General features: G+C 37.9%; 12 protein-coding genes. 4 read left to right on the plus strand and 8 right to left on the minus strand.

Features of this window, described 5'->3' with window-relative positions; translation table 11 throughout:
- Positions 1-251: 251 nt before the first annotated feature.
- Together H1P_RS21415 and H1P_RS21420 are read right to left on the minus strand one after the other, a co-directional pair.
- Positions 252-743, minus strand: coding sequence for a GNAT family N-acetyltransferase (locus tag H1P_RS21415; protein WP_144871165.1), 492 nt, complete (start codon positions 741-743; stop codon positions 252-254).
- 132 nt (positions 744-875) lie between these two features.
- On the minus strand, positions 876-1,847 hold the full coding sequence (locus H1P_RS21420; RefSeq protein WP_144871167.1) for an aldo/keto reductase: 972 nt from the start codon (positions 1,845-1,847) through the stop codon (positions 876-878).
- A 388-nt stretch (positions 1,848-2,235) separates the two neighbouring features.
- Here H1P_RS21420 and H1P_RS21425 point away from each other — a divergent pair, with 388 nt between their 5' ends.
- Positions 2,236-2,775, plus strand: coding sequence for a GNAT family N-acetyltransferase (locus tag H1P_RS21425; protein WP_144871169.1), 540 nt, complete (start codon positions 2,236-2,238; stop codon positions 2,773-2,775).
- Positions 2,776-2,879: 104 nt separating this feature from the next.
- On the opposite strand, the gene H1P_RS21430 is transcribed toward H1P_RS21425, so the two are convergent.
- From H1P_RS21430 to H1P_RS21440, 3 genes are all read right to left on the minus strand, one after another.
- The gene (locus H1P_RS21430) at positions 2,880-3,551 is read right to left on the minus strand and encodes a class I SAM-dependent methyltransferase (RefSeq protein ID WP_144871171.1); all 672 of its coding nucleotides are present in this window, start codon (positions 3,549-3,551) and stop codon (positions 2,880-2,882) included.
- Between the two features lie 248 nt (positions 3,552-3,799).
- Complete coding sequence (locus H1P_RS21435; protein WP_144871173.1) at positions 3,800-5,116, minus strand: NB-ARC domain-containing protein; 1,317 nt, start codon at positions 5,114-5,116, stop codon at positions 3,800-3,802.
- Between the two features lie 103 nt (positions 5,117-5,219).
- Positions 5,220-5,876, minus strand: coding sequence for a helix-turn-helix domain-containing protein (locus H1P_RS21440; protein ID WP_144871175.1), 657 nt, complete (start codon positions 5,874-5,876; stop codon positions 5,220-5,222).
- A gap of 1,628 nt (positions 5,877-7,504) precedes the next feature.
- On the opposite strand from H1P_RS21440, the gene H1P_RS21445 reads away from it, so the two are divergent.
- Positions 7,505-8,494: a hypothetical protein gene (locus H1P_RS21445; protein ID WP_222427159.1), complete on the plus strand. Its 990-nt coding sequence runs from the start codon at positions 7,505-7,507 to the stop codon at positions 8,492-8,494.
- Positions 8,495-8,612: 118 nt separating this feature from the next.
- Complete coding sequence (locus tag H1P_RS21450; protein WP_144871177.1) at positions 8,613-8,909, plus strand: hypothetical protein; 297 nt, start codon at positions 8,613-8,615, stop codon at positions 8,907-8,909.
- A gap of 144 nt (positions 8,910-9,053) precedes the next feature.
- Here H1P_RS21450 and H1P_RS21455 read toward each other — a convergent pair whose 3' ends face one another.
- Together H1P_RS21455 and H1P_RS21460 are read right to left on the minus strand one after the other, a co-directional pair.
- Positions 9,054-12,626, minus strand: coding sequence for a WD40 domain-containing protein (locus tag H1P_RS21455; protein ID WP_144871179.1), 3,573 nt, complete (start codon positions 12,624-12,626; stop codon positions 9,054-9,056).
- A gap of 102 nt (positions 12,627-12,728) precedes the next feature.
- A complete protein-coding gene (locus H1P_RS21460; RefSeq protein ID WP_144871181.1) occupies positions 12,729-14,033 on the minus strand; it encodes an NB-ARC domain-containing protein in 1,305 nt (434 codons plus the stop codon).
- Positions 14,034-14,396: 363 nt separating this feature from the next.
- On the opposite strand from H1P_RS21460, the gene H1P_RS21465 reads away from it, so the two are divergent.
- A complete protein-coding gene (locus H1P_RS21465; RefSeq protein ID WP_144871183.1) occupies positions 14,397-14,762 on the plus strand; it encodes a helix-turn-helix domain-containing protein in 366 nt (121 codons plus the stop codon).
- Positions 14,763-14,858: 96 nt separating this feature from the next.
- Here H1P_RS21465 and H1P_RS21470 read toward each other — a convergent pair whose 3' ends face one another.
- Positions 14,859-16,115 (minus strand): BaiN/RdsA family NAD(P)/FAD-dependent oxidoreductase, encoded by a 1,257-nt coding sequence (locus H1P_RS21470; protein ID WP_144871185.1) that lies wholly within the window; start codon positions 16,113-16,115, stop codon positions 14,859-14,861.
- Positions 16,116-16,186 lie beyond the last annotated feature (71 nt).

The following is a 16,186-nucleotide window of genomic DNA, read 5'->3' on the forward strand; positions in this document are numbered from 1 at the left end:
GGTTAGACATCTTTCCTAACCGTTCTTTACTACTTGGTTTTCATCGATTGATTGCTGCAATGAATCAATTTTCTTTTTATTTGCCTGATGGATAAACTCTGTTTCTGCTACTCCTCTGTTTCGGAAAGTGACAAAAGAGGGATAAATCCCTAGGTAGATGGTTCAGGAGAAAAAGGGGGCTAAACTAGGGCTTTTTTATCCTTTTTAAATTGAGAGAAATAGGGAGCTAGGGAAATAGGCTTCATCATACGTTACAGATATTTGACCATCAGTAAGCAAGGATTATCTTGTCCCCACAGTTGTGTTAGCTCCTCCAAAGGTCTAAATCCCATTGCCAAATAAAAAGCTCGTGTTTGTGCATAAAATGGATCGGGATGAGAAGCAGCAAGAGTTTTAACTTGCCAATACTCAAGCTTTTGCTGACGTAGAATTGACTCTGTATAACGAACTAAAGCGCGACCAATACCTTGACGCTGAGCTTCAAAACGAACACCCATTACATAGAGTTCTGCTGCGTATTGATTATGTTGCTTAAAACTCAAAAAGCCTACATATTCATGCTCGACTAATGCAAACAAAGTAGGGTTATTTTCAATTTCTTTTAGATAATGAAGCAGTGCTTTTTCAATCCCAAACCATTGTGGTAAAGCTCGAAGTATTGATTCACAGATTTTTGATTTTTGAAAGGAAGGATCGAGCAACTTTATTTGACCGACATCCATTATATTTATTTCGTGATTCATTACTTCATGCTTTAATCTTAAATCAAGTGCAAGCGCAAAATATTCCTTACCACCTACATAGCGAGGGACAAGATAATATCATCTTCCTCATACTTCATCCCCCTTCGAGGACGTAGTAATTCATCCTTTAAACTATCCCCAGTTACGGAAAAATGAGCCGTCTTCACCTGCATTAGCAGTTAATTTTTCTATATCCTGCATTTGTGCTTGGGTTAACGCTTGATAATTTTGAGCTACTTTGACATTAGACTCTAGTTGTTCGGGATTTTCCGCAGCAATCACACAACCATGCACTCCTGGTAGAGAAAGACTATAACCCATCGCTTGCTCCATGCCACTTAATAGATTAGGCTTGAACAAACGACCATAAGCGGGTACTTTCATCGCAATAACGCCGACGTTCTTAGCTTGAGCTACTGGTAATACTGTGGTAGAAAAAGGACGAGGATGATGGATATCCGCAGCATTTAAAGAAATAAGGATAGTATCAAAATCGTAACGTTGTAAAGCTTTCACAATAACATCTGGTTCATAATGTCCCGTAACACCAGAAAATTTAATTATGCCTTGTTCTTTTGCTTCTTCAACAGCTTTAATCGCTCCGTTTTTCCCAAATATTTGCTCTAATTCTTCCGAAACAGACAAATGATGCATTTGCCAACAGTCTAAATAGTCTGTTTTGAGAAGTTTGAGAGATTTTTCCAAATGTCGCCAAGCACCGTCATAATCTCTGGCATTGGTTTTACTATTGATATAAATGCTGTCGCGATAAGATGGTAAAACCTGACCAAATTGCTGTTCTGAGATACCATACATTTCGGCAGTATCAAAGTAGCGTATGCCCAATTCTAAGGCTTTTTCGATTAAAGCGATCGCTTCTTTATCTTGTCCTCTCTTAGAGATTGGTGTTTGCCCTGCTCCACCTAAACCCAAAACAGGTAAGCTAATATTGGTTTTTCCCAGTATCCTTTCTGGCATAGATGAAGGGATTTCTGATACAGCAATAGTGGGTTGAGGTTTGTGAGAAACTGCTTTGTATCCTATCGCCGTAGCTGCTGCAACACTACCCAGAATAAAGTTACGTCGATTGGTTTTACCACTCATAATTCCATCCTCGCTTTTTTAGTATATTAGCGAATCTCAATTCTTTGGAGATGAGTAATATGTAACGCTTTATATTTTAAGTTGAGAATGTACAAAAGAAAAGTACGATCTCAAAAAACTGAGGAAATTACTTGGATGTTATCTTAGGTGATAAAGCCAGAGCCAAAAACCGCTAAAAATTTTAACCAGCTATAAGCTTTAAGCTCGCTTGCTGTAAGCTTTGTTTAATTCCTCCACTATGCAAGAAGTGGAATAAGACATAATGATGAGTAAAATTGCCCTCATTATGCAAGCTTGTAGCTAATAGGTTATAGCCTATAGCTTACAGCTAATCGCGTAGCGATTTTAAATTACCAGAAAATCATCAGCTTAAAACCTGGAGTTAAAAATGATTGTGCGAGAAGCAACCAATAGTGATATACCTGCTATTGCAAAAGTTCACGTGGATAGTTGGCGAACTACTTATCGAGGAATTGTGTCGGATGAGTATCTGGAAAATCTATCTTACAAGAAGCGGGAAAAGATTTGGTATCAAATTTTCAATGACGCTCCCCAAAATAACAGCTTTATATATGTTGCAGAGGATGAATCACATCACGTAGTTGGTTTTGCTGATGGTGGATTAGAACGCACTGGTAATTTAATTTATCGAGGTGAATTGAATGCAATTTATATCCTGAAGAGTCATCAAAAACAAGGAATGGGGCGTAAATTAGTTCAGAAAGTGGCTCAAAGATTAGGACAAATGGAGATTCGTTCTATGCTGGTGTGGGTATTAGCAGACAATCCTGCACACAGATTTTATGAGTTACTTGGGGGACAAAAAGTATTGGAAAAAGAGATTGAAAGGGGAAGTAATAAGTTAACAGAGATTGCTTATGGCTGGACAGACATATCAAACTTGCAATCTGGTAGCGCGATAGAATAATTTAGTACTGGGTGTAACTAAGTAACTGTGAATATTTGGCTGAATCTTCCCCATTATCAATCTCGCGGAAAGTTCTCAGTTTTCTGAGAAACTCTGTTTTATAACTAAATATAGTTTAATTTCATAGCTAAAGTTAAACCATCGGCAATGGGTACTAAACTAATATCTACTCGCTTGTCTTGATAGAGTTTTTGATTAAATTCTCGAATTGCAATTGTTCGCTTGTCAGTATCTTCTGGATCGGCTACTCTTCCCGACCATAATACATTATCGATCGCAATTAAACCCCCTGGTCTGACTAATTTTAAAGCCTGTTCGTAATAGTTAGAATAATTACCTTTATCCGCATCAATAAAGGCAAAATCAAAAGTATTTTCTTGTCCTGTTGCTATCAACTCAGCTAAAGTTTCTAACGCAGGAGCAATTCTTAAATCTATTTTGTGACTGACACCTGCTTCTTCCCAATAGGGTTTAGCCATATTAGTATATCGCTCATCTTTATCACAGGCGATTATTTTGCCATCATCAGGTAAAGCTAAGGCTACTACTAAAGCACTGTAGCCCGTAAAAACGCCTATTTCTAAAGCTTTTTTTGCCCCAATTAACTTGACCAACAAAGCCATAAATTGACCTTGTTCTGGAGCAATTTGCATGATACTCATTGGGAGTTTTGCTGTTTCGGCTCTTAACTTAGTAAGCACTGTTGACTCTTGAAGCGAGACAGCTTGAAAATATTTATAAAGAGCTTCATCCAAAGCTAAACTCTTGTCTGTCATTATATTTGAGATTAACTACGGTTTACTTTAAGAAATCATTTTGTTAAGTGATGTAGCAATATTGCAAAAACCTATTTTTGAATCAAAGAAATAAACGGGAGAGTTAATCTTGTCTAGCGATCGCCTTTGAGAAAGCAGTAATTTTGAAAAGGCGATCGTATTCTAGAGTAAATAAATTGAGTAACGGTGACTTGATGAAGTCAGAGGAAGCCCCGTCTTTTTAAGGCGGAGTAACGGTGACTTGACAATTAAGTGGTTTCTGCTTTTTGCAATACCATCGTATCTTCTGTCTTGGCAAATCGACAGAGAATATACTCCATGATAATTGACTGAAGTTTAAAATAGGATTGCTGAGACTCAATTATCGAGCGACGTGACAAAGACTCTAACCCCTCTATTAAATTTAATTTAGAGACTGCTAAGCCCATTTTTTCGCGCAACTGAGAGAAGGAAATTGGTTTTCGATTAATTGCCAGCCAGTAGACAACTTCTTGTTCCAAAATAGATAAACGCTCAAATTGTTCATCTAAAAGCTTATAAATATCACCAAACACTATCATTTCTTTCGACAAAAACTCGGCGACATTCCCTGCAAACACATCCTGAATGGTTGTTGCTACTATTTTCAATGCTGAGGCATTACCGCTACATTGCTGGACAAGCTGGTTCAACTCCAGTTCCGAGCTATCAAGCCCCTTGATTTTCAGAATTTTTTGACCTTCTTGCTCCCTTAAACCATTCAATTTAAAAGTTTTAACTGGAAGTTTTTCTCCTTCAAGAGCAGCTACTGAACTAGGTTTCTCGCGAGAAGTTAGTAGCAGACAACTTTGGTGATCTGTTTCTCCTAATCGCCTGAAGAGTTCACTATATTTTTCATATCCTTGGCGACAAATTCCTGCTGGAGCATTACTGCATAGCAACGACTCTAAATTATCAAGTACCACAAGACAGCGCGAAGAGCGTAAATAGCCGATTAACCTGGTTATCTTGTCACTGGTGCAATGTGGTAGTTCAGCTTTAGTTAACTGCTTTTTAGACAAAAACTGAAGTAGATCGGTAATAAATTTCTCAATGGGTGGAGCATCTTTGAGGGATCTCCAGATAACACAATCAAATTTATCGCCAATTTGGTTGATTAACTTAATTGACAAAGCAGTTTTACCAACTCCACCAATGCCCAATATTGTCACTAATCGGCATCTGTCTTGAAGTAGCCATTGCTCTAATTGAATTAATTCAGTAGTGCGCCCATAAAAATTAGAGACACAGATTGCCCCTCCCAAATCCTGACGTTTATGAAGATTGGGTTTTGTAATGTCCTCGCTGGTTAGTTCCAAGTTAAAGCCAATAAAAAAACGCTCAAGTGTTCGCTTATCAACTCCTTCTTGACATTTGAGTACTCTTTTAATGGTGTTGATATCCAAATAAGTGATTTCACTTATTTTTTCGTAGGTATATCTTTCACCAAAATTATCTCTATATTCAGACTCACGTCTAGCGTCTTTAAGCTTTTGCAATCCTTCTGAAGTGAGAATAACACCACGCTTACGTCTTTGCTTGCTCATTATCAAAGTTTACTCTCCTGACTTTTATTCGTTTAGCGATCGCTTGTTTTAACTGAGAAAACTGGAAGAGAAGATTTAGTGACGAAAATATTTGGCTATTAAACTAACTGGATAATTGGGCAGAAGTTCTAAAAGTTACTTGTATACAGCCATTATCAGTTTGAATAATGGAATCACATTCAATATCTTCCAAGGCAATAAGGCGATCGGGAGCCGTTTTCTGATAAAGAATCGATGCTAATTCTTGCAGACAGACTTGGAGTCGCTCTGATTCTTGGTTAGTAATATCTGTACCGCGATTTCTAATTCTCAGGTCAAGTAAGCTCTTGCCACTTTGATTTTTTTTGCGCCAAGCTTGAGGGGTTAACTGATGAAATTGAACAAATTGGCGACTGAAATGACGGCGATCAAAATAGCCAACAGCTTCGCTAATCTGTTCTACTGATTGATTAGTTTTGAGAAGTAGCTGACGTGCTTTTGCCATACGATACTCTTTAATCCAAGCTAGAACTGTTTTACCAGTTTCTCGTCGCACTAAACTAGTTAAATAAGCAGGAGAACGTGTAACCTCTTGAGCTACCTCTCGCAGACTAATCTGATTTTGGTAGTTTTCTCCAATAAACCTAAAAACCTTGTTTAGCAAAGGAAGTGGATGTTGTGCTTGAAAAAACAGTTTTTCGGTTTTTACGAGTAGATTAATATCAGATAGTGAGATGGAATCGGGAAATTTACCATCTCTGGATAAGTAACTTAAATTCATATACTTCTCTTAACCTATTTGTTACGTAATTAAATTCAATAAACTGCAATGCCAGCATAGAATTTGCTACTTGGTAAACTGCAACTATGCTGCATTTCTACTGACAAATAATCCAGTCAGTTAGTCTAAGTTCTGAAGCTTGCTTTCCTAGATCTTTCCTGGCGATCAACACAAAAAAGGTATTTTAGATGGTTGAACTTCGCTGCATTTAACCAGTAATCATTAACTTAATTACTATGTCTATTCTGCAAAATTTCATGGTTTTAACTCAAGTAAAAATAAACAAGTTAAGAAAAAAAGTTAACTTTCCTCAACTACTGGAAATGATTCCTCCTTGATTGCTTATTTGACGAGTCCTAAGAATCAAGACTTAGGAATAATTAAACCCCCTCGCCCAAAACGAGTTACACCACCCCTTAATTTATCTCCTTTCCCCTCTTGACATTTGGCATTCATGCTTAACTTGTCACCAATGCCTATTACCTAATGGTGACAAGTTAGGCAAAAATAGTATCGGTCAACTACTAAATACAGCGTCTGTAACATTAACCAACTCTAGATGTAGATTTGAGCTTCCTAATTAAGCGATCGCTGATATTGTGGTAAACATGACTCAAAATATCTCATAAGCTTAGAGCTTAGAGCTTGGAGCTTAAAACAGATTGACAAATAGCGTAGTATCTTAACTTGTCACCAATGCCCATTACTTTTCCTCTAAACCAATAGTAGAACAGTTCAAACCCTTACTAGATGAAGATTCTATGTCCAAATTGTTAAGTTATCGCCCTCGTTCTCATGAGGGGCTGTTACTTGAGGAAACCCCAAGTGTTCACATTGTCCTCGAATGGGGATAAGCTCCATCCCGCCAAGGTACGTGGGGGTCTTCCCTCTCGCAAGATTAAAGACAAAGGAGGAAATTTATTCCCGACCAACTATACACAATTGAAACCAAATCTTTATATAACATTGCTTTCAGGCATTGTAAGTTTATCAAAGAACCTAGAAAAAAGAATAGATTGACTTTGAAGGGAATCGGGTACAAAAAATGTCTTAGCCTATACTGATATCGCTATATCGCTATATCGGTTACATTCAGGCAGTGATTACAAGTCTTTTCATCCCAAATCCGATTATCAACACGGGAGTCCCCATTCGTCCCGTCAGAGGGGAATAATAAGGATAAATGGAATATACGCGCTTTTCAATCACGCATTTCCTTCCGTAAAAACATCTCATAAACACTTATTGTAGAGACGCAACTCTGCGTACAAGCTGTTGAGGTCTCCTCAGTGTCCCTCACTCTAGCGCATACAGCCCCTTATCTATCATTTCTCTATAAGATTTAACAATTTTACCGATAAGTATTGTGTATAAATAGAATTTCGGATAAGATGGCAAAAATCTATTTATTTATCCGCAGAAAAACTGTTTTCTCTTGCTTACACTTGTATTTCAGAAAATTTCAAAAATCCCTCAACCACAGTCATGATCGGGTAGAAGCGGAGGATTCCCACAAGGTTCACTAAAAAATTTTTAACATTTTTTTATCTTTCTTATCTTGCGTAGTTGATTTTAGCGAAAAATAAGAGACTGAATTCATAGCAAACACGGATTTACTCGTTGACATTATGAAAGTATCTGCCACTGAAAGCAAGAAAGATGGGATTTCCATCAGTGTTTCTACCGAACCATCTAACACTAATACTTGTAAAGGTAGTTCCCATGCTACTTGTTACACCCAAGTTTCACCACCCTTGAATCAAGTTTTGAGGGAGCAACCTGTAACAGATTCTTCTGTTGTAGATAGTGTGAGACTTAACCAAAATCAAATCATTATGGCAACAGCCGATCGAGTTTGGGTCTACAGTCCTGATTCTGGTAATCATAACAATTTTTTACCTCAACCATCGACTAGCAACAGCAATATAGGGAATATTGAAGCGACCAAAAAGCTACTTGATACCGCCATCATATTAGGTAAGCGGGCTGCTTCTGTCGAGCGACGACTTCCTGATTTAAATCTAACCACTTGGATTTGGAGTCTGGTTAGTCAATATCATACGACTCAACCCACACCACAACTAATGAAGGAAGCAGCGCAACGCTTTGAAGTAAAGGGTCGCCATTGCTTGGCAGAATGGGCAGAGGAAAAGGCTCTGGAAGAAACTGGACATGACAGACTTGCTTTACTGGATATTCAGTCATTAGGATATCAGGCTCAAGCTGTAGTCAATACTTTTATGCCACCTTCAGCTAAAGTTCTTGTGGATTACTTTATTCGTAGCGTTCAAACTTCAGACCCAATCAGAGTGGTAGGCTATTCTTACACCCTAGAACGTATCGCCCTTGCTGTTCAAGAAAAGCATATTCAGGCGATAGAAGCAATAATTCCCTCTGGGATCAATGCTACTCGTTGTCTACGGGTTCATAGTTCCATTGGCAGTGATGTGGAACACGTAGCAGAAAACTTGGAGATAATAGCAGCATCAACTCCAGCAGAGCGAAATGATATTGCGATCGCTTGCTACGAAACGGCAAAACGATACTTTAGTATCCGCGAGAATGACTATCCATCAACAACGGAACAACAGCAAAAATTAGAAGCCTTCAAATACTAGTATCGTTCCATCGAAAATCTTATTTTCTTTCTGAACGGAAAGAAAGCCACAAATCATCAATAAACTTTTGATGACAGAACCCTTGACCCAAATTTTTTGAACACATTAGGAGTATCTTATGAAATTCAACAACAACAACAGCAAAAAATCTTTTACTTTATTAACTTTTCTCAGTTTTTGTGCGATCGCTACATCCACAGCCACAGCAGCAGTAGAACCGTTATCAAATAAGGAGGCTCTCAGCCCAGCAACCAAGCAACAGTCTGAGAACCAAGAGACACAAAAGCCTTTTGAACCTATTAGTAGAAGTAATGACGAAACCAAGGAAGAAATCCATCTGGATCGCGAATGGGAAGACATTTTAGGTGATGATGAATCTGGAGAAGAAATATTACTTGCGAGAGGAGCGGTCTAAATAAACTTTTGATGAGGTAACCCTTTACCCAAATGTTTGGAATCAACTAGCTAGTGGTCAGAATCGAAAGTAATTAACATTTAACCTATCTCCCTATCTGGATATTGCTTGATTGACTAATTAATTTAGAAATGAAAATCAAGTTCAATCGACAATGCCTAATGTTTTTAAACCCAATCTAGTTGATTCTGATAAACCATTAGCTCCTCCTAAATTCAAATCTTTATATAAACCTTCTGTCTTTAAAGTGTTCAAACAGTTTCCAGTTTTTATATTCCAAAGTTTAATTGTTTCGTCTTCGCTACCGCTAGCTATAATTTGACTATCTAAACAAAAAACGACTGACCAAATATAGCCGCTTTCATGTCCTGAAAAAGTTTTAATTAATTCATAGTTCTTAGCATCCCAGAGTTTAATGGTACAATCTTGACTGCTAGCTGCGAACATTTGACCATCTTGACTAAAAGCGGTTGAAAGTAACCAGCCCATAAATGAATTAAAACTTTTTTTACATTTGCCAGTGCTAACATTCCAGAATTTTGCAGTTCCATCAGGACTGGAACTCGCTAAGGTGTTGCCATCTGGGCTAAAGGTAACTGACCAAACCCATGTTTCATGTCCTGTCAAAGTTTTAAGACATTCACCAGTACGTATATTCCATAGTTTAATTGTTCGATCTAACGAACCACTAGCCAAAATGTTGCCATCGGGACTAAAAGCAATTGACCAGATTGCAGCTTGGTGTTCTTTGAGAATTCTCAAAACCTGACCATTGTTAACATCCCAAAGCATTACCTGATGGTCGTCACTGCCACTAGCCAAAATGTTGCCATCTCGACTGAAAGCAACTGACCTCACTCCCGCACTATGCCCCCCGAATGTTTTCAGGCATTGATTGGTGTTGATATCCCATAATTTGATGGTTTTGTCTTCACTGCCACTTATTAAGCGATCGCCTTGGGGACTAAATACCACAGAATAGACCCAATTAAGATGTCCTTGAAGTGTTTTGAGACATACACCAGTACGTACATTCCATAACCTTATTGTTCGATCCTGGCTACCACTGGCTAACTTCTGATTGTCGGGACTAAAGCAAACTGACAAAACCTGATTAGAATATCCTTGAAAGGTTTTTATGCATTGACCTTTATTGAAATTCCATAATTTGACTGTTTGGTCGCGACTGCCACTGGCTAGGGTATCTCCTTCTGGATTAAAGGCTACAGCAAACACCCAGTTAGAATGCTCTTGAAAAGTTCTAATACATTTACCTGTGTTGATATTCCATATTTTTACTGTTCGATCGTGACTGCCACTGGCAATACAATCTCCTTTCGGACTGAGGGCAACGGAAAATACTCGATTTGTATGTTCATTTAATGTTTTAAGGCATTCACCAGTATTGACATCCCACAACTTTAAGGTATGGTCGTCACTGCCACTTACTAGCATTTGATTATTAGGACTAAAAACAATCGAACGAACCCCATCCTGATGTCCCTGAAAAACTCTCAGACATTCACCAGTATAAAAATTCCATAATCTGATTGTGCGATCATCACTCCCACTTACCAGCATATTGCCATCAAAACTAAAAGCAAGAGATATAACCCAGCCTGTATGTTCTTGAAAAACCTTTACGCACTCACCTGTGCTAGTTCTCCAGATTCTGACAGTATTGTCATCACTCCCACTGGCTAACATCTCACCATCAGGGGTAAAAACAACTGACCAAACCTCGCCTTGATGTTCTGTCAAAGTTTGGAGACATTGACCAGTTTCCATATTCCACAACTTGACGTTACTATCACTACTGCCACTAGCAAGCAACATATCATTAGGGCTAAAGCTAAGGGAAGTTACCCAGCTTGTATGACCTCGGAAAATCTTCAGGGGTTGATTATCTGCAACTCTCCATAAGCGAATTTCACCATTGCTATCCCCCGCAGCTAAAATTTGTCCATCAGAGCTAAAGGCAAGAGATATTATGCCACTAAAAGTTTCTGAAAAAACTGACTTGGTCAGATTAGCATTTTGGAAACTTACATCGTGTAAGCAGATATTTTGTAAATCTGCTTGCCAGATACACAAGTTGGAAAAATCATAGCCTTTCAAGTCTGTCCCTAGATAACAAAGCAGATTTAGAATATTCCCCGCCGTGTACCCTGGTTGCAGAGGTGATGACTCTTGTAACGTTACTTTAATTTGATTAAGTTGCTCTTCAATATTTCTTTGGCAGTCTAAAACATCAAGCAATCTCATAATAATGGGTTGAAGAATGAGACGTATTTGAGTTTCTTTAATATAATCTTTGGCAGTTGCTTTAACTAAGGCATACAACCGAAACAACCTGGGATGTTGAGTAACAATTTCTTGGCAGACGGCTTCGATTAATCGATTTATCACATACTCCATAACTACTGACTGGAGGGTAAAACGAACATCCCCTGTTTCAGTAGCAGTAGATTCAACTTTATCGATTAAACACCGTCTCGATAGAGACTCTAAACCATCTAGTAATTCAAATTTTATAGCGCAATCAACCAAATCTTCTTGTAATTGTTCTAGTGTAATCGGCTCGCGATTAATTGCTAGCCAATACACGATCTTTTTCTCAGTATTTAACAGACGTTGGAATTGCTGAGTTAAAACGTCGCGAATATCACCAAAAATAGCTGTATCTTGGCGCAAAAATTCAGCAATATTGCCTTCAAATAGATCGCGAATGGTTGTCCCTGCTATTTTGAGAGCCAGTGGGTTACCGTTATAATGCTTGACTAATTCTGCCAGTTCTGAGTCTGTGTCAGAAAGTCCCTTTTGCTTGAGAATTTTTTCTCCTTCTTTTTCTTCAAAACCATCTAACTGTATGGAACGAACTGGAAATGATTCCCCTTCTAAAAATGCCACTTCTTTGGGCTTTTCCCTAGTTGTCAACAAAACACAACTTTGATGGGCAGATTCTCCTACTCGTTGAAAAAGTTCGCCATATTCTTGGTGTTCCTCGCTGCAAATTCCCGCTCTATTTTCGTCACATAGCAGCGATTCAAGATTATCAAGAATTACCAAACAGCGCGATGAACGCAGACAATTAATGAGCAAAGATATTTTTTCGCTGACGCTTTCTGGTAAATCAGTATTGATAATTGGTCGATCGCCTAAAAACTGGATCAGATTAGTGAGGATTTGTTGAATTGGTGGGGCATCTCTTAGCGTTCGCCATATAATACAATCAAATTCATTCTCTACTTGCTGTGTCAGCTTAACAGATAGAGACGTTTTACCGATCCCTCCCATACCAATAACGGTAATCAATCGACAGCGATCTTCCAGCAACCACCGATCCAAAGTCGCCAGTTCTTGAGTTCGTCCGTAGAAAACCGATACGTCAACAGCCTCACCCCAATCAACTTTTCTGGGATTTTGCTTTGAATCCAGCTTTTTTTGCGGATCTGGTCTGGTACAATCATCGGCAGTTAATTCTAAATCTAAGGACGAAAATAGAGTAGCGATCGATCTTTTGTCAACTCCTTCATCCCGAGTCAATATCTTGCGAATTGTAGCTGTGCTTAATCCAGCCCGCTCTTCTATTTCTTCCAAGGTAACTTGATAACCCTGTTTCTCTTCAAATTGCCATTCGATTTTGGCATTTTGTACTTTTTGCCAGCCCTGACGGCTAAGGATAAAACCACGAACGCGCTTTTTTTTTATATTCATTGTGTATATTCATCTATGTAATGTTTTTGATTACAATAAGGTATTTGTGTGATTCGAAAATTTAAAAATACACATTAACTACAATAAATTTGTGCTGACAAACTAGGTATTATTGGTTACATATAGATTGATTATGGGATGCATGGTCAAAAATGCTGATTTCCTAACAATCAGCGAACGTCTCGAAAGAGATTCTAGGGAATCTATGATCTTGTGTGAGGATACTGATAAAGAGATCTCTTTTCGTAGCCCAGAAAAAGAGACAGGTTCAGGAAAAATAGCCAATTTGCACAGTATTTTTCGCTCTAGACTAGATAAGCGTTCAATATGCTGGCTCAAAAGCTGGCGGAGTTCCTCAAGCATAATGTTGTCCTGTTGAAAAAATCGAGCAATTTTGCGGTTGGAGGTGCTATTGATTTTTTGGGCAACTATCTTTAAAGCCAAAGGATGACCCGAATACCTTTGAATCAATCTATTTTGTTCTGCTTCAGTTCCAGAAATATTGGAAGCCAGAAGAATTTTTTGTGCTGCCAGCTTTGATAAACCATCTAATCTTAAACAACGAACTGGAAGGGCTTCTCCTGCCATCAATGCTACTTCTTGAGGTTTTTCTCGCGTCGTTAAGAGCAAACAACTTTGATGCAAAGTCTCTCCCAGATATTTAATTAGACGACCGTAATCATGATATTCTTTGATATACGCTCCGCATTTTGCACCACTCTGCATAATCGCATCCAAATTATCCAGCACGATTAAACAACGATGCGATCGCAAATAACTAATTAATTGCCGTAAAGAACAGCTAATATTTGAGGATAAATTGCTTTCAAGCTGAGATTCACCGAATAAAACTTGAAGTAAGTCCGCTAAAAGTTCTTTGAGTGAGGGGAGAGTTTTTAGCGATCTCCAAATCACATAATCAAATTTATGTTCGACTTGCTTGACTAGCCTAGCGCATAAAGCTGTCTTCCCTATTCCTCCTATTCCTTGAATTGTAACCAGTTTACAGCGATCGGTTACTACCCATTTTTCTAAGAGAGTTAGTTCTGTTGTGCGCCCATAAAAAAACGGCGTTTCAATAAACTCGTCCCAGTCTACTTTTTTGATAGCGTGCTTGTCGTCAGAAGAATTAAGCGAGCTTAATGAAATATAATCGTTAGGACTTAATTCCAGATCAAATGCCATCGAGAATTTGACCAAACTTCTTTTATCTACTCCTTTCTCACGTTCTACCACTTTAAGGACGGTATTATATGCTAAGCCAGTTAGTTCGCTCAATTCTTCAAGAGTACATCTGATACCAGATTTATTTTCGCTTTCCCAATCCTGTTTTTTTGCTTGAAACTTCTGCCATCCTTCAGAAGTAAATATTAAACCACGACTACGTTTCTGCTTTTGCCGATTCATAACTAATAATTAATTTATTGACTTTTATTTTGCCGATTATCATGAAAACCTCACAAAAAAACATAAACCGTGCAGCTAAAGTTCATGGAGAAAATTCAACACGGGTATTAAAACACCTGTGAAGCATAGTAAAATACATTAAGGTAGCTAAGAGATGGCACTAATAATCTAAAAATACAATCGCTATTTGTATTCCACATTACTTTTTCCCTAAAAAATACATACCTAGACCAAAACATTGACCCTATCTAGAACATCAAATTTTTCTTAGACTGGGGAATGCGTAGTGTGTAATAAAAGTTGATTTCATATCAATGAGGTACAGTTTAGAGCATTTATTCAATAAAAGCTAGTTGAATAATCATGAAACCGTATTCAAGAGATTTGCGACAAAAAATAGTCGATACATATCTTGAAGGAGAAGAATCAGTTAGACAAGTAGCCAAACGTTTTCAAGTCAGTCCTAGCTTTGTGCAAAAATTAATCCAAAAATATAGACAAACAGGAACAGTAGATTCTGAACCACATAGAGGAGGAAAATCGCCAAAATTAAATCCCGAACAGATTGATTTAGTAAAAGAGTTAATCGAACAGCATAGCGATGCTACTTTACAGGAATTATGCAATATGTTTGAAGATCAAAGTGGAATTAGAATTAGTCGTTCTACAATGAGTAGAATAGCTCAAAAATTAAGGTTAAGTAAGTCCAAAAAATCCACAGATAATTGAGACATTGGTGAATTAAGGTTTGATTTGGCAACCAAGCGAGTACGAGAGTGAATAAAAAAAGATCGACTATTTAGATAGATATCACCGTATGATTGGCTAACCAATAACACTCATGGCATTACCTGCTAACCAGCCAGTAGTCCAAGCACTTTGAAAATTAAAGCCTCCTGTAATTCCATCGATGTCTAAAACTTCTCCTGCAAAGTAGAGATAAGGACAGATTTTGCTTTCCATTGTTTTGAAATTAATCTCTTTTAATTTGACTCCGCCACAGGTTACAAATTCATCTTTAAATACTCCTTTGCCTTTAATTTGATATTGTCCTTGAATTAATTCTAAAACTAATTTATTAAGTTCTTTTTTATTGATTTCTGCCCAGATTTTATCTTGCTTAATACCAACGTAATTAATTAAGCTTTGCCATAGCCTTTTAGGTAATTCAACAGGACAGTAATTAATAATTTTCTTTTTAGGAGTTTCGTTTTTTGCTTTTAATAAATATTCTTTAAGTGTTTCTTGATTGTGGTTTGGTAGCCAATTAACTTTTAACGATAAATGATATTTGCTTTCATGTAAAATTCGCGCTCCCCAAGCAGACAATTTAAGAATTGCGGGCGCACTTAAACCCCAATGGGTAACTAATAATGCACCTGTTTGTTGTAAAGGCTTTTTTCCTGAATTTAACAGGGTAACTTGAGCATTATCTGTACTGACTCCTGCTAAACCTTTTAGTCTAGGATCGTCAATTTTAAAAGTAAATAAAGAAGGCACGGGGGTTTCAATAGTATGTCCTAAATGTTTTGCCCAACGATATCCTAAAGGATTACTACCAGTAGCCATTAAAAGGCGATCGCATTTAATGATTTTCCCTTTTTTTAACTCTATTTGAAACTGTTTTTGCTGCTTTTGAAAATCTAATTTAGTAACGGTTTTAACCGCACTATTAGTATCTAAAATAACTCCTGCTTTATCAGCTGCGGTAGTCAGACAATCAATAATAGTTTCCGAGTTATCAGTAACAGGAAACATTCTACCATCGGCTTCGGTTTTTAACTTTACGCCACGGGATTGAAACCACTTAACCGTATCTTGAGGTTGAAAACGAGAAAAAGCACCCCGTAAAGCCTTACCCCCTCTAGGATAGTTCTGCACTAATCGAGCAGGTTCAAAACAATGATGGGTAACATTGCATCTTCCCCCACCAGAAATACGTACTTTATTTAGAGGCTGACTACCAGCTTCCAGCACAGTAACTTTAGCATGGGGATTAGCATTAGCACAAGCGATCGCTCCAAAAACCCCTGCTGCACCTCCTCCAATCACAACCACTTCTAACTGATTTTGAGCTTTCATTTTTAACAAATAACTTCTAATATCGCAGAGTGGCAACAATTCCCCATATTAAACCAGTACTGATTGCGATC

The organism is Hyella patelloides LEGE 07179 (assembly GCF_900659865.1).
In the GTDB taxonomy this organism is placed as follows: Bacteria; Cyanobacteriota; Cyanobacteriia; order Cyanobacteriales; family Xenococcaceae; genus Hyella; species Hyella patelloides.

Coding starts and splice junctions, on each gene's coding strand:
- H1P_RS21415 (WP_144871165.1), bottom strand. CDS start 743: ATGAATCACGAAATAAATATAATGGATGTCGGTCAAATAAAGTTGCTC.
- H1P_RS21420 (WP_144871167.1), bottom strand. CDS start 1,847: ATGAGTGGTAAAACCAATCGACGTAACTTTATTCTGGGTAGTGTTGCA.
- H1P_RS21425 (WP_144871169.1), top strand. CDS start 2,236: ATGATTGTGCGAGAAGCAACCAATAGTGATATACCTGCTATTGCAAAA.
- H1P_RS21430 (WP_144871171.1), bottom strand. CDS start 3,551: ATGACAGACAAGAGTTTAGCTTTGGATGAAGCTCTTTATAAATATTTT.
- H1P_RS21435 (WP_144871173.1), bottom strand. CDS start 5,116: ATGAGCAAGCAAAGACGTAAGCGTGGTGTTATTCTCACTTCAGAAGGA.
- H1P_RS21440 (WP_144871175.1), bottom strand. CDS start 5,876: ATGAATTTAAGTTACTTATCCAGAGATGGTAAATTTCCCGATTCCATC.
- H1P_RS21445 (WP_222427159.1), top strand. CDS start 7,505: ATGAAAGTATCTGCCACTGAAAGCAAGAAAGATGGGATTTCCATCAGT.
- H1P_RS21450 (WP_144871177.1), top strand. CDS start 8,613: ATGAAATTCAACAACAACAACAGCAAAAAATCTTTTACTTTATTAACT.
- H1P_RS21455 (WP_144871179.1), bottom strand. CDS start 12,626: ATGAATATAAAAAAAAAGCGCGTTCGTGGTTTTATCCTTAGCCGTCAG.
- H1P_RS21460 (WP_144871181.1), bottom strand. CDS start 14,033: ATGAATCGGCAAAAGCAGAAACGTAGTCGTGGTTTAATATTTACTTCT.
- H1P_RS21465 (WP_144871183.1), top strand. CDS start 14,397: ATGAAACCGTATTCAAGAGATTTGCGACAAAAAATAGTCGATACATAT.
- H1P_RS21470 (WP_144871185.1), bottom strand. CDS start 16,115: ATGAAAGCTCAAAATCAGTTAGAAGTGGTTGTGATTGGAGGAGGTGCA.